Source organism: Kitasatospora sp. NPDC057542, assembly GCF_042801945.1.
Taxonomy (GTDB): domain Bacteria; phylum Actinomycetota; class Actinomycetes; order Streptomycetales; family Streptomycetaceae; genus Kitasatospora.
Map to the genome: position 1 here is coordinate 16,419 of NZ_JBHVFE010000051.1, position 13,506 is coordinate 29,924.

Here is a 13,506-nt window from a genome sequence, read left to right on the forward strand (position 1 = left end):
CACCCGCTCCCCGCCACCCGCCGCCCGCCCTCTCCCGACGCCCAAGGATCCCGCCGGATGGACCTGCTCACCCCACCCCCCGACCTCTACGGCCGCCCCCGCGCCGACGGCTTCATCCGATGGCTCACCGCCTTCGGCGACCGGTACTCCCCGGCCCTCGGCGGCCCGCTGCTGCGCCGCAACCCCCGCCAGCCGCTCAGCCGCCCCACTCAGCCGCTCCGGCTGGTCGTCGCCGAGCGCCGCCAACTGACCGCCGACGTCATCGAGTTGATACTCGTCGACCCCTCCGGCGGCCCGCTGCCCGGCTGGCAGCCCGGCGCCCACCTGCGCCTCGCCCTGCCCTCCGGCCGCGAGCGCCACTACTCCCTCAGCGGCGACCCGGCCGACCGCACCGCCTACTCCATCGCCGTCCGGCGGCTGCCCGAGGGCGGCGGCGGGTCCGTCGAGGTCCACGACGTGCTGTACCCCGGCACCCGGCTCACTGCCCGCCGCCCGCGCAACGGCTTCGCCTTCTGCGCCGAGCCCGCCGTCCTCCTGCTGGCAGGCGGCATCGGCATCACCCCGCTGCTCCCGATGGCCCGCGAGGCGCAGCGGCACGGCCTGGACTGGCGCCTGGTGCACGTCGGCCGCAGCGCCGACACCCTCCCGTACACGGACGAGCTGCGCGCCCTCGACCCGCACCGGGTGGTGCTGCGCACCGACGACGAGCACGGCGGCGTCCCCACCGGCCCGGAGCTGCTCGCCCTCGCCCCGCGTGGCGCCGCCGTCTACTGCTGCGGCCCGGCCCCGATGCTCGCCGCCGTGCAGCGTGCCCTGGACGGTTCCCCGGCCGCCTCCCTGCACTTCGAGCGCTTCGGCGCCGCCCCGGTCACCGGCGGTGAGCCGTTCACCGTCCGCCTCGGCACCGAAGGCCCCACCCTCGACGTCCCCGCCGACCGTTCCGCCCTGGACGTGCTGCGCGAGACCCGACCGGACCTCCCGTACTCCTGCCACCAGGGCTTCTGCGGCACCTGCGAGGTCCGCGTGCTGGCCGGCTCGCCCGACCACCGGGACCGCCGCCTCACCCCCGAGCAGCGTGCCGCCGGCGCCCTGCTGCCCTGTGTCTCCCGGGCCGCCGAGGGCGAGACCCTCGTGCTCGACCTCTAGAAGGAGTCCTGCCATGGCGAAAGCGACCCCCGCCTTCCGCTACACCGAGCGCGACCTCGCCCGCTTCCGCGAGACCCAGCAGCTCGCCTACGACTGCGCCGAAGAGGTCGCCGCCTGGATCGAACCCGGCGTCACCGAGCGGCAGGCCACCGCCGAGCTGCGCCGCCGCCTGGTCGCCGCCGGGGTCCAGGACTTCTTCCACGTCCCCTTCGCCTGGTTCGGCGACCGGACGGCGTTCCGGCACTTCCACACCCCGCTGCAGTTCTTCGCCGGCAACCGACGGCTGGAGGAGGGCATGCCGTACGTACTGGACTGCGCGCCCGTGGTGGACGGCTACACCGCCGACATCGGCTACGGCGGCAAGGTCGGCGAGAACCGGGTCTGGGACCGCCTGGCCGCCGACCTGAAGGTCTACCGCGAGCTGATCCTCGTCGAGGTGCGGGCCCGCAAGCCGCTCGCCGAGGTGTACGCCGCGGTGGACGCCCAGCTCGCCGCGCACGGCTACGACAACCGCCACCAGGTCTACCCGGGCCGGGTGATCGGCCATCAGGTCACCCGCAACACCGCGCGCGGCCCGGCCGGGGTGAACGTCTTCGGCTTCGGCGTGCGCACCCTCCAGACCCTCGGCCGCGAGCTCATCTCCGAACGCCTGCACGGCCGTTCGCCGCTCTGGGCGGACGGTCGCTCCTCCCGGCACACGCCCACCCCGGGCCTGTGGGCGGTCGAGCCGCACATCGGCTTCCGCGGCGTGGGCATCAAGTTCGAGGAGCTGCTGGTGGTCACCGAGGACGACGCCTACTGGCTCGACGACGACCTGCCGCACGTCCGCCGTTGGACCGCCACCGCCGGGCAGACTGCCGTCGAGCCGACCACCGTCGAGCCGACCACCGTCGAGCCGACCACCGCCGAGCAGACCGCCACCGGGCAGACTGCCGTCGAGCCGACCACCGAGCGGGCCGCCACCGAGCCGACCGCTGCCGAGCCGACCACCCTGGAGGCCACCCGATGACGCACCCGACGACCAGCCGGACGAAGCGCCCGGCGGCGCCCCCGGTCCGCCGCCGCACCGTCCACTCCGGCGGCCTCCCGCTCGCCGTCTTCGAGCAGGGCGACCCGGGCGCCCCCACCGTCCTCCTTGTGCACGGCTACCCCGACTCCCACGCCGTCTGGGACGACATCGCCGCCGACCTCGCCCGCGACCACCACGTGGTCCGCTACGACGTGCGCGGCGCCGGCGAGTCGGCCGCCCCCGCCGACCGGTCCGGCTACCGCCTGGAGCAGCTCGCCGAGGACCTGTTCGCCGTCGCCGACGCCGTCAGCCCGGACCGCCCGGTGCACCTGCTCGCCCACGACTGGGGCTCGATCCAGTCCTGGGAGGCCGTCACCGCACCCGGCGCCGAGCGCCGGATCGCCTCGTACACCACCCTGTCCGGCCCCAGCCTGGACCACATGGGCCACTGGCTGCGCCACCGGCTGCGCCGCCCCACCCCGCGCCACCTGGGACAGCTGCTGCACCAGGGCCTGCACTCCTGGTACATCACCGCCTTCCACCTGCCCTACCTCGCCCCCGGCATCTGGCGCCTCGGCCTGGCCCGGGCCTGGCCGCGGGTGCTGCGCGACCTGGAGCACGTCACCCCGCGCGCCGACCACCCGCAGCCCACCCTGCGCCGCGACGCGGTCCGCGGCATCGAGCTGTACCGGGCCAACTTCCGCCCCACCCTGGGCCGTCCGCGTGAACGGCGGACCGAGGTGCCGGTCCAGCTGATCACCCTCACCCGGGACCGGTACGTCGGCACCTACCTCTCCGAGGGACTGGAGCGCTGGGTGAGCGACCTGACCCGCAGGACGCTGCACGCCGGCCACTGGTCGGCGCTGCTGGAGAAGGGAGCCACCGTGGCCGGACTGGTCCGCGAGTTCACCGCCCGCATCGACGAGGGGCGGTCCCGACCGGCCGAGGGCGACGGCCGGCTGGTCGTGGTCACCGGCGGCGGCAGCGGCATCGGCCGGGCCACCGCGCTCGCCTTCGCCGAGGACGGTGCCCGGGTGGTGGTCTGCGACCTCGACCTCGCGGCTGCCGAGCGCACCGCCGAGCTGGCCTCGCTGATCGGTCCGAAGGCACACGCCCACCGGGTGGACGTCTCCGACGGCGCCGCGATGGACGCCTTCGCACAGACCGTCGCCGCCGAGTACGGGGTGCCCGACGTGATGGTCAACAACGCGGGCATCGGCCACTCCGGGACGTTCCTGCAGACCACCGAGAAGGAGTGGCAGCGGGTCCTGGACGTCAACCTCTGGGGCGTGATCCACGGCTGCCGCGCCTTCGGCACCCTGATGGCCGACCGCGGCCAGGGCGGCCACATCGTCAACGTCTCCTCCGCCGCGGCCTACCTGCCCTCCAAGGCGCTCACTGCCTACGCCACCAGCAAGGCCGCGGTGTTCATGCTCTCCGACTGCCTGCGCGCCGAGTTGGTCGGCCACGGCATCGGCGTCTCCACCATCTGCCCCGGCATCGTCAACACCAACATCACCCGCACCTCCACCTTCTCCGCCACCACCTCCACCGAACAGGCCGCCAAGCAGGCCCGCGCCGCGAAGCTCTACGCCCGCCGCGGCTTCCCGCCGGAGAAGGTCGCCACCGCCATCCTCACCGCGGTCCGCACCGGCAGGCCCGTGGTCCCCGTCACCCCCGAGGCCAAGGCCGCCCGACTGCTCTCCCGGCTCAGCCCCGGCCTCCTCCGCCTCGCCGCCCGCCTCAACGTCACCTGACCCGGTCGCCGGCAGATACGCCCCGGGTGGCCCGCAGCGCCGCCCGGGGCTGTGAGAGCATCGAGGCCCATGGAGATGACGACGGCCCTGTGGTCCTTTGCCCTTGTCGTGGGGCTGCTCACGCTCACGCCCGGGCTCGACACCGCGCTGATCCTGCGGACCTCGGCCCTGGGGCGCCGACGGCAGGCGTGGGGGGTCGTGCTGGGGATCCAGACCGGGACACTGCTCTGGGGGACGCTGACCTCGGCCGGGGTGACGGCGCTGCTGACCGCCTCGCAGGTGGCGTATGAGATCCTGCGCTGGGCGGGCGCCGCGTACCTGGTGTGGATGGGCATCGGGATGCTGCGCAAGCGGGGCGGCGAGGCGGCGGCCGAGGAGGAGCCGGAGGACGGCGGGTTCGCGCACGGCTGGCGGCGGGGCACGCTGACCAACCTGCTGAACCCCAAGGTCGGGGTCTTCTACGTGGCCGTGCTGCCGCAGTTCATCCCGGCCGGCGCCCCGCACTTCGTCGCCGGTGTGGCGCTGACCTGCGTACACGTCGTGGAGGGCCTGCTCTGGTCGACCGTCCTGGTGGGCTTCGCCCAGGTGCTGCGCGGCTGGCTGCGCCGGCCGGCCGCCCGGCGGCTGATGGACCGGGTGACCGGCGCGGTCGTGGTGGGCTTCGGCGTGAAGCTGGCGCTGACCGACTGACCGACTGACCGACTGACCGAGGCCGTCGCCCGGGCCCCGGTGGCGACCTCTGGCAGGGCACGCGTGATCCCTGCTCCTTCCCCGGGCTCGGGGCGGGTCCGCACCTCCGGCCGCCCGTCGCGCCGGTGGCCACGCAACGTGAGCGGCGCCGGAGCCGTCTGCGGCTCAGGCCGCGTGGGTACGGGGCGTCGGGCCGCCCGCCGTGTCACCCTCCGTCGCCGTTCGCGACACGTCGTGGTGGATCGGCCCGTCCGAGGCACTCAGCGGCAGGCAGCTGCCGCCGCGTCGGTGGGCGATGATCTCGGCGGCGACCGAGACCGCCGTCTCCTCCGGGGTCCGCGAGCCGAGGTCCAGCCCGATCGGGGAGCGCAGCCGGGCCAGTTCGGCCTTGGTGAGCCCCGCCTCGCGCAGCCGGGCCGCGCGGTCCCGGTGGGTGCGGCGCGAGCCCATCGCGCCGACGTAGCCGACCGGCAGCCGCAGGGCGCGTTCCAGCAGCGGGATGTCGAACTTGGCGTCGTGCGTGAGCACGCAGAGCACGGTCCGCCCGTCGATCCGGCCGAGCTGGGAGTCCAGGTAGCGGTGCGGCCAGTCGACCGCCACCTCGTCGGCCTCGGGGAAGCGGCGGGCGGTGGCGAAGACCGGCCGGGCGTCGCAGACGGTCACGTGGTAGCCCAGGAACTTTCCGATCCGCACCACCGCGGCCGCGAAGTCGATCGCCCCGAACACCAGCATCCGCGGCGCGGGCACGTACGATTCGACGAAGCAGGTGACGGTGCCCTGCCGGTGCTCGTCGCAGAGGCGTCCGTCCAGGCCGAGCACGAGCCGGCCGGTGCGTCCGGCCTCCAGCATCGCCCGGGCCTGCGCGACGATCGCCCGCTCCAGCCCGCCGACCGTCGAGGGCGTCGGCGAGAGCGCGCCGGCGACGCCGTCGGCGGTGACGGCCAGCGTTGCCCCGACCGTCCGGCCCGGCCCGGCGATCACCCGCACCAGCGCCACCGGCGTGCCGGCCGCGATGTGCGCGATCCCGGCGTCCAGCCCGGCGTCGGCCCCCGGCACCACCGGCTGGACGAACACGTCCAGGACGCCGCCGCAGGTCAGACCCACCGCGAAGGCGTCCTCGTCGCTGTACCCGAAGCGTTCCAGCACCGGCCGGCCGCTCGCGATCGCGGCCTGGCACAGCTCGTACACCGCGCCCTCGACGCATCCGCCGGAGATGCTGCCGACCGCCTCGCCGTCCGCGTCCACGGCCAGCGCCGCCCCGGGGTCGCGCGGAGCGCTGCCGGAGACGCCGACCACGGTGGCCACGGCGAAGGAGCGCCCGGACGCGTGCCAGGCCCGCAGCTGCTCGGCGATGTCCTGCATGGGGAGGCTCCTTACACGGTTTCGACAGTAGCGGGAGGCGCCGCCGTACGGGAAACGATCCCGTACGGCGGCGGTAGTGCCCAGTGCGGCGGCGCCCGAGCGGCGGCGGCGCCCGGCCGGCGGTGCGGACGGCTAGTGCACGCCCAGCCAGGACTTGATCGGGGTGATCGCGAAGTACACCACGAACACCGCGGTGAGGATCCACATCAGCGGCCCGGGCTCGCGCGGGCGCCCCAGCCCGGCCTTGATGGCGGTGTACGAGATGACGCCGGCCGCGACGCCCGCGGTGATGCTGTACGTGAACGGCATCAGCGCGCAGGTGAGGAAGGCCGGGACGGCCACCTCCCGGTCGGACCAGTCGATGTGCCGGGCCTGGCTCATCATCATCGAGCCGATCACCACCAGGGCGGCCGAGGCCACCTCGACCGGGACGATCCCGGCGATCGGCGAGAAGAACAGCATCAGCGCGAACAGGGCGCCGGTGACGGTGGAGGCGAGCCCGGTGCGGGCGCCGTCGCCGACGCCGGTGGCGGACTCGACGAAGACGGTCTGCCCGGAGGCGCCCGCCAGGCCGCCGACCGCGCCGCCCGCGCCGTCGATGAACAGCGCCTTGGACAGCCCGGGCATCCGGCCCCGCCGGTCGGCCAGTCCGGCCTCGGTGCCGACGCCGATGATGGTGGCCATCGCGTCGAAGAAGCCGGCCAGCACCAGGGTGAACACCGCGACCGAGGCGCTGATCGCGCCCATGCCGCGGCCGCCGAACGCGCCGAACAGGTCGACGTCGCCGAACAGGCTGAAGTCGGGTGCGGAGACCGGGCTGCCGGGCCAGACCGGCACCGAGTTCTTCCAGGCCTCGGCCGGCACGTGCGCGGCCTTGTTGACGATCATCGCGAGCACGGTGCCGCCGGCGATGCCGATCAGGATCGCGCCGCGGACGCCGCGCGCCATCAGCACGAAGATCGTCAGCAGGGTGACGCAGAAGACCAGCACCGGCCAGCCGGCCAGCTCGCCGGTCGGGCCGAGCGAGAGCGGGGTGGGACCACCGGTGTGCATGAACCCGGCCTTGTAGAGGCCGATCACCGTGACGAACAGGCCGATGCCGATGGTGATGGCGTGCTTGAGTGGCAGCGGGATGCCGTTCATGATCCTTTCGCGCAGTCCGGAGACCACCAGCAGCACGATCAGCAGGCCGTAGATCACGCACAGGCCCATGGCCTGCGGCCAGGTGGTGTGCGGGACGACCAGCGCGGAGACCGCGCCGGAGACCGAGAGCCCGGCGGCGAGGGCGAGCGGCACATTGCCGACCAGGCCCATCAGGACGGTGGTGACGGCGGCGGCCAGCGCGGTGGCGGTGGTCAGCGCGGCGTGGTCCAGCTTGACGCCGGTGACGTCCGCGCCGCTCAGGATGAGCGGGTTGAGCAGGATGATGTACGCCATCGCCATGAAGGTGGTGAGCCCACCGCGCAGTTCGTCGGCGAGGGTCGATCCCCGGGCCGAGATCTTGAAGTAGGCGTCCAGTGCGCCGGTGGGGCGTGGTGCCGGGGGCGACGGGTGGGTGTCGTCCTCGACGGGTCTGTCTTCGGTGGTGCCGGGCTCCGTGGGGATCCTGGTCATGTCCACTCCCAAGTGTCAAAGGGGGTTGGGGTGGGCGAGCCGACCTGACTGCCGGTCAACGAAGCGGCGTAGGGGGACGTATCGACTCACTGGGGGCACTCGCGAGACGAGGGGAGTGCCGGCGGTGCATCCGAGCGTGGTGCGCACCGCTGCGAACCCCGGCGCGGGCAGGGCAGCGGAGGTGGGGGTGGGGGTGCCCCGGGGCGGCGGGGAGGACGGTCACCGCCCCGGGGGAGTGCCGACGGGCAGGCTGTTCCCGGCGGTTCGGCGCTCAGCCCGGCTGTTCGGTGGTCAGGTGCTCCGGCCGGACCGGGATCCGGTTGAGCGCCAGCCCGGTGGCGTTGCGGATGGCGGCCACGATGGACGGCGTCGCCGAGACTGTCGGCGCCTCGCCGACCCCGCGCAGCCCGTACGGGGCGTTGGGGTCGGGCAGTTCGAGCACCTCCACCGGGATCGGCGGGGTGTCCAGGATGGTGGGGATCAGGTAGTCGGTGAAGGAGGCGTTGCGCACCTTGCCATCCCGCACGATGATCTCCTCCATCACCGCGAGGCCCAGGGCCTGGGTGCAGCCGCCCTGGATCTGGCCGACCACGGAGAGCGGGTTGAGCGCCTTGCCGACGTCCTGGACGGCGGTGAGCTCGACCACCTTGACCAGGCCGAGCTCCACGTCCACGTCCACCACCGCACGGTTGGCGCAGAAGCTGTACTGGACGTGGCCGAAGCCCTGACCGGTCTCCTTGTCGAAGGGCTGGGTGGGCCGGTGGTGGTGCTCGCAGGTGAGGTCGACGGCCTCGTCGCCGAGCAGGTCGGCCATGGAGACCAGCACCCCGGCGCTCTTCGAGACCACCTTGCCGCCGGCCAGCGCCAGGTCGTCGTGGGTCCAGCCGTAGCGCCGACGGCCCCTGTCGAGCAGCTCCCGGCGCACCGCCTCGGCGGCCAGCTTCACCGCGCCGCCGGTCATGTACGTCTGGCGCGAGGCGGAGGTCGAACCGGCCGACCCCACCTCGGTGTTGGCCGGATGGATGGTGACCTGCTCGACGCCCAGCTCGGTGCGGGCGATCTGGGCGTGCACGGTGACGCCGCCCTGGCCGACCTCGGCCATCGCGGTGTGCACCATGGCGACCGGTTCGCCGCCGATCACCTCCAGCCGCACCCGGGCGGTGGAGTAGTCGTCGAAGCCCTCGGAGAAGCCGACGTTCTTGATGCCGACCGAGTAGCCGACGCCGCGCACGATCCCCTCGCCGTGCGAGGTGTTGGACAGCGCGCCGGGCAGCCGGCGCAGGTCCGGGTGCTCGGTGTCCAGCGGCGGCGGCAGCGGCATCTCCTTGGCCCGCCGGAGCAGTTCGGCCACCGGCGCGGGCGAGTCGATCTGCTGGCCGGTGGGCATGAAGTCGCCTTCGGACATCGCGTTGAGCTGCCGCAACTCCACCGGGTCCATGCCCAGTTCGGCGGCCAGCTTGTCCATCTGCGACTCGTAGCCGAACGCCGCCTGCACCGCGCCGAAGCCGCGCATCGCCCCGCAGGACGGGTTGTTGCTGTACAGCGCGATGGCGTGCATCCGCACGTTCGGGATCACGTACGGGCCGTGCCCGAGCGAGGCCGCGTTGCCGACCACGGCGGGGGAGGCGGAGGCGTACGCGCCTCCGTCCAGGACGATCCGGCAGTCGGCGAAGACCAGCCTGCCGTCCCGGGTCGCGCCGTGCTCGTAGTGCATCCGCGCCGGGTGGCGGTGCACGTGGCCGAAGAAGGACTCGTCCCGGGAGTAGACGATCTTGACCGGCTTGCCGGTGTGCAGGGCCAGCAGGCAGGCGTGGATCTGCATCGACAGGTCCTCGCGGCCGCCGAACGCGCCGCCGACGCCGGCCAGGGTGAGCCGGATCTTCTCCTCCGGCAGGTCGAGCACCGGCGCCATCTGCTGGCGGTCGACGTGCAGCCACTGGGTGGCGACGTAGAGGTCGATGCCGCCGTCCTCGGCGGGCACCGCGAGGCCGGACTCCGGGCCGAGGAAGGCCTGGTCCTGCATGCCGACCTCGTAGTCGCCGCTGACGATCACGTCCGCCAGCGCCCGCACCTCGTCGGTCACGCCCAGGCCGGAGACGAGCTTCTGCTCGTGGCAGATGTTGCCGTGCGCATGGGACTTGTACTCGTGCGGCTCGTGCACGTACCCGTGCGTCTCCGGGTCGAGGCACTGCTCCTCGGTGACGATCGGGGTGAGCACCTCGTACTCGACCGCGATCTTCTTCACCGCGCGGCGGGCCGTCTCCGGATGGTCGGCGGCCACCAGCGCGATCGCCTCGCCGTGGTACCGGATCCTGTCGATGGCCAGGGCCGGCTGGTCCTGGATCTCCAGGCCGTAGTACTTGGAACCGGGGATGTCCTCGTGCGTCAGCACCGCGTGCACCCCGGGCACCTTGAGCGCCTCGGAGATGTCCACCGAGAGGATGTTCGCCCGGGGGTGCGGCGAGCGCAGCGCCGTGCCCCAGAGCATGTCCTCGTGCCACAGGTCGGAGGAGTAGGCGAACTCGCCCCGGACCTTCAGGTTGCCGTCCGGGCGCAGCGGCGAGCCGCCGATGCCGTCCTTGGACGCCTGGTTGATGTTCTGGAGGTTCTTCTGCCCCTGGATGGTCCGCTGGATGGTCCGCTCGTTCACGCCGCACCGGCCTTCCCCGCGCACTTGCGGGCCGAAGCCAGCCGCACCGCGTCCATGATCTTCTCGTAGCCGGTGCAGCGGCACAGGTTGCCGGACAGCGTCTCGCGGATGTCGTCGTCACTCGGCTGCGGGTCGTCCTCCAGCAGCGCGTCGGTCTGCACCAGCAGGCCGGGGGTGCAGAAGCCGCACTGGACGGCGCCGGCGTCGACGAACGCCTGCTGGACCAGGCCCAGTTCGCCGTCCTCCGTGCTCAGGCCCTCGACCGTGCGCACCTCGCGGTCCTGCACCTGGCCGGCCGCGACCAGGCAGGAGCAGACCGGGACGCCGTCCAGGTAGACCGTGCAGGAGCCGCACTCGCCCTGCTCGCAGGCGTTCTTCGAGCCCGGCAGGCCGACCCGCTCGCGCAGCACGTACAGCAGGCTCTCGCCCTCCCACACGTCGTCGGCCTCGACCGGCCTGCCGTTGGCGGTGAAAGTGACCCTCATGCCGCGCTCCTGATCTGCTTGCTGTAGTCGGTCCAGGTCCAGGTGAGGGTGCGGCGGGCCATCACGGCGAGCGCGTGCCGGCGGTAGTCGGCGGTGCCCCGGACGTCGTCGATCGGCGAGGCCGCGGCCTTCACCAGCTCGCCGAAGCGCTGGACCACCTCGGTGCCCAGCAGCTCCCCGGACTCCCACAGGCCGCGCTCGGCGAGCACGTTCTGGAGGTACTCCTCGGCCTCGACGGCGCGCCGCGGCGTGGGGGCGGCCGAGCCGATGCCGGTGCCGACGGTTCCGTTCCGGGGGTGCAGGGCGAAGCCGAACGCGCAGACCGCGATCACCATGGCGTTGCGGGTGCCGATCTTCGAGAACTGCTGCGGTCCGTCCGCCACCGGGATGTGCACGGTCCGGATCAGCTCGTCGGCCTCCAGGCTGTTGCGCTTCACCCCGACGTAGAAGTCGTCGATCGGAATCAGCCGGGTGCCGCGCACCGAGACCGCCTCGACGAACACGTCCCGCCCGGCCGCCAGCAGCGCCGGGTGCGAGTCGCCGGCCGGAGAGGCCGCCCCGAGGTTGCCGCCGACGCTGCCGCGGTTGCGGATCTGCGGCGAGCCGACGGTGCGGGCCGCCAGCGCCAGCCCGGGCAGCGGAGCGGACAGCTCCGCGATGATCCGGGCGTACGGGACCGCGGCGCCGAGCCTGACGACGCTGCCGTCGTTCGACCATTCGGCGAGTTCGGCGATGCGGTTCAGGTCGAGAATGGCGGATGGCCGGTGCACGTCGAAGTTCAGTTCGACCATGACGTCCGTGCCGCCCGAGACGGGCAGCGCGGTCGGGTACTCGGCCTTCGCCGCGAGCGCCTCGTCCCAGGTGGCGGGCCGAAGAAACTCCATGCGGGTGTCTCCTCAAGTCGTCGCCCGCCGGGTGTCCGGCGGCGTGTCGCCCAGTGAACCGCTGTGACGCGGCCCACTGGCAGTCACCGATGGCATGAAGCCCCGGCTGTGAGCCCGCCCGGCATCCTGTACGTTCCTCTAAGGAGGAGAATCTCGCAGCCCAGGTGTTCACCGGGTGCTACCTACGACCGTAATCCGGCCGTGACGCGCGGGCTACGGGCCCGCGCGCACACCCGTTCGGCCAGGCCCTATCGTTACCCCTTCATCCCTCCCCCCAGCCCCGTTAAGGAGTCCGCGGATGCGCGTCCGTGACCTGCTCGCCCCCGGCGCCCCGCGACTGCGCCTGCTCGCGGCCGAGGAAGAGCTGGACCGGCAGGTCAGCGGTGTGATGACGACGGACCTCCAGGACCCGGGCCGCTACCTGCACGGCGGCGAACTGGTGCTCACCGGCATGCTCTGGCGCACCGTCCCGGCCGACTCCGAGCGCTTCGTCCGCACCCTCGCGGCCGGCGGCGCGGTCGCCCTGGCCGCCGGCGAGGCCGAGGTCGGCCCGGTGCCCGAGGACCTGGTCGAGGCCTGTCGCCGGCACCGGATGCCGCTGCTCGCCGTCCCCGACGACATCGCCTTCGGCACCGTGACCGAGTTCATCGGCCGCCAGGTCTCCGCCGACCGCGCGGCCGACCTCGCCGCCCTGGTCGACCGACACCGCCTGCTGGTCTCGGCGGCCGGCGGCGGCGGACTGGACGCGGTGCTGGACCTGCTCGGCGGCGACCTCGACCTGGACTGCTGGGTGCTCACCCCGACCGGCGCGGTGATCGCCGGCCCCGCGGACCGGCTCTCCGCCCAGGACCGCGACCAGCTGGTCCGCGCCCACCTCGCCGCCCAGCGCCAGCGCCGCCGCCCCCCGCACCGGGTCCGGCTGGCGGCCGGCTCCTACTCGCTGCTGCCCGCCCCGGCCTCCGCCGAGCAGGACGCGCCGCAGGCCGAATGCGCGCTGGCCGACTGGGTGCTCGCGGTGGCCGGCGACGTCACCGAGTGGACCACCAAGCGCCAGCAGCTCGCCGAGAACCTGGCCCGGCTGGTCGCCGCCGAGCGCCACCGCCGCGACGAGGGCCGCCGGCTGCGCCGCCGGCTCGCCGACGAGGTGCTCGCCCTGCTGCGCCGCGACGCCGACCCGGCCGAGATCAGCCGCACCCTCTACGCCTCCTCGGCGATGGCCGCCCGCTACGAGATCCCCGAGTCCAAGTCCCAGGCGGAGGAGGGCTCCTGGCTGGTGCTCAGCGCCGAGGGCACCGGCCTGCCGGAGGGCGCCGTACGGGCGGTGCTGGAGGAGGCGCTCGGCGGCATCACCGACCGCGCGCTGGTCGCCGGGACGGGCATCGGCGCGGTGGTGGTGCTGCCCGCCCTGGAAGGCCCGGTGCCCGCCGACACCCTGCGCGAACTGCTCGCCCCGCTGGAGGCCGGGCTCGGCTCGGAGGGCCGGATCACCCTCGGGGTCTCCGCTCCCGCCTCCGAGGCCGGCGGCCTGCGCGGCGCCCTGGAGGAGGCCCGGCACGCCCGCCGGATCGCCGCCTCCCGGGTCGGCCGGGTCTGCGTCGCGGGCCCCGAGGAACTCGCCTCGCACGTGCTGCTGCTGGCCGCCGTCCCGGACGAGGTGCGCCGCGCCTTCCGCAGCCGGCTGCTGGACAAGGTGATCGCGTACGACATCGAGCACCAGGCGGACCTGGTCCGCACCCTGGAGGCCTTCCTGCGTTCGGACGGCTCCTGGACCCGCTGCGCCGCGCAGCTGCACGTCCACGTGAACACCCTGCGGTACCGGATCGGCCGGATCGAGGAGCTGACCGGACGTGACCTCTCCCGGCTGGAGGACCGGGTGGACTTCTACCTGGCGCTGGAACTGGCCTGACGC

Annotated in this window: 9 protein-coding genes and 1 pseudogene; 5 read left to right on the forward strand and 5 right to left on the reverse strand. The window is 73.7% G+C overall.

Annotated features, from left to right (window positions below; all coding sequences use genetic code 11):
• Nucleotides 1–57: 57 nt before the first annotated feature.
• The 4 genes and pseudogenes from ACFU7Y_RS09685 to ACFU7Y_RS09700 all read left to right on the forward strand — a co-directional run bounded on the left by ACFU7Y_RS09685 (nt 58) and on the right by ACFU7Y_RS09700 (nt 4,602).
• The gene (locus tag ACFU7Y_RS09685) at nt 58–1,146 is read left to right on the forward strand and encodes a PDR/VanB family oxidoreductase (RefSeq protein WP_380767210.1); all 1,089 of its coding nucleotides are present in this window, start codon (nt 58–60) and stop codon (nt 1,144–1,146) included.
• Nucleotides 1,147–1,159: 13 nt separating this feature from the next.
• Nucleotides 1,160–1,993 (forward strand): annotated as a pseudogene (locus ACFU7Y_RS09690) (M24 family metallopeptidase); the annotation flags it as partial.
• Between the two features lie 158 nt (nt 1,994–2,151).
• Complete coding sequence (locus ACFU7Y_RS09695) at nt 2,152–3,912, forward strand: SDR family oxidoreductase (RefSeq protein ID WP_380767212.1); 1,761 nt, start codon at nt 2,152–2,154, stop codon at nt 3,910–3,912.
• Between the two features lie 69 nt (nt 3,913–3,981).
• A complete protein-coding gene (locus ACFU7Y_RS09700; protein ID WP_224277661.1) occupies nt 3,982–4,602 on the forward strand; it encodes a LysE family translocator in 621 nt (206 codons plus the stop codon).
• Nucleotides 4,603–4,767: 165 nt separating this feature from the next.
• Here the strand turns inward: ACFU7Y_RS09700 and ACFU7Y_RS09705 are convergent, their stop codons facing one another.
• The 5 genes from ACFU7Y_RS09705 to ACFU7Y_RS09725 form a co-directional block, all read right to left on the reverse strand.
• The gene (locus ACFU7Y_RS09705; protein WP_380767214.1) at nt 4,768–5,964 is read right to left on the reverse strand and encodes an XdhC family protein; all 1,197 of its coding nucleotides are present in this window, start codon (nt 5,962–5,964) and stop codon (nt 4,768–4,770) included.
• A 132-nt stretch (nt 5,965–6,096) separates the two neighbouring features.
• On the reverse strand, nt 6,097–7,578 hold the full coding sequence (locus tag ACFU7Y_RS09710; RefSeq protein WP_380767216.1) for an NCS2 family permease: 1,482 nt from the start codon (nt 7,576–7,578) through the stop codon (nt 6,097–6,099).
• Between the two features lie 271 nt (nt 7,579–7,849).
• A complete protein-coding gene (gene pucD, locus ACFU7Y_RS09715) occupies nt 7,850–10,201 on the reverse strand; it encodes a xanthine dehydrogenase subunit D (RefSeq protein WP_380767226.1) in 2,352 nt (783 codons plus the stop codon).
• Between the two features lie 23 nt (nt 10,202–10,224).
• On the reverse strand, nt 10,225–10,713 hold the full coding sequence (locus tag ACFU7Y_RS09720; RefSeq protein WP_380767218.1) for a (2Fe-2S)-binding protein: 489 nt from the start codon (nt 10,711–10,713) through the stop codon (nt 10,225–10,227).
• Complete coding sequence (locus ACFU7Y_RS09725) at nt 10,710–11,597, reverse strand: xanthine dehydrogenase family protein subunit M (RefSeq protein WP_224277653.1); 888 nt, start codon at nt 11,595–11,597, stop codon at nt 10,710–10,712. Before ACFU7Y_RS09725 ends, ACFU7Y_RS09720 begins: the two co-directional genes overlap by 4 nt.
• Before the next feature lie 298 nt (nt 11,598–11,895).
• On the opposite strand from ACFU7Y_RS09725, the gene ACFU7Y_RS09730 reads away from it, so the two are divergent.
• A complete protein-coding gene (locus ACFU7Y_RS09730; protein ID WP_224277651.1) occupies nt 11,896–13,503 on the forward strand; it encodes a PucR family transcriptional regulator in 1,608 nt (535 codons plus the stop codon).
• Nucleotides 13,504–13,506 lie beyond the last annotated feature (3 nt).

Bases quoted from the DNA above. Each gene is read 5' to 3' on its own strand.
- ACFU7Y_RS09685 (WP_380767210.1), top strand. From the start codon at position 58: ATGGACCTGCTCACCCCACCCCCCGACCTCTACGGCCGCCCCCGCGCC.
- ACFU7Y_RS09695 (WP_380767212.1), top strand. From the start codon at position 2,152: ATGACGCACCCGACGACCAGCCGGACGAAGCGCCCGGCGGCGCCCCCG.
- ACFU7Y_RS09700 (WP_224277661.1), top strand. From the start codon at position 3,982: ATGGAGATGACGACGGCCCTGTGGTCCTTTGCCCTTGTCGTGGGGCTG.
- ACFU7Y_RS09705 (WP_380767214.1), bottom strand. From the start codon at position 5,964: ATGCAGGACATCGCCGAGCAGCTGCGGGCCTGGCACGCGTCCGGGCGC.
- ACFU7Y_RS09710 (WP_380767216.1), bottom strand. From the start codon at position 7,578: ATGACCAGGATCCCCACGGAGCCCGGCACCACCGAAGACAGACCCGTC.
- ACFU7Y_RS09720 (WP_380767218.1), bottom strand. From the start codon at position 10,713: ATGAGGGTCACTTTCACCGCCAACGGCAGGCCGGTCGAGGCCGACGAC.
- ACFU7Y_RS09725 (WP_224277653.1), bottom strand. From the start codon at position 11,597: ATGGAGTTTCTTCGGCCCGCCACCTGGGACGAGGCGCTCGCGGCGAAG.
- ACFU7Y_RS09730 (WP_224277651.1), top strand. From the start codon at position 11,896: ATGCGCGTCCGTGACCTGCTCGCCCCCGGCGCCCCGCGACTGCGCCTG.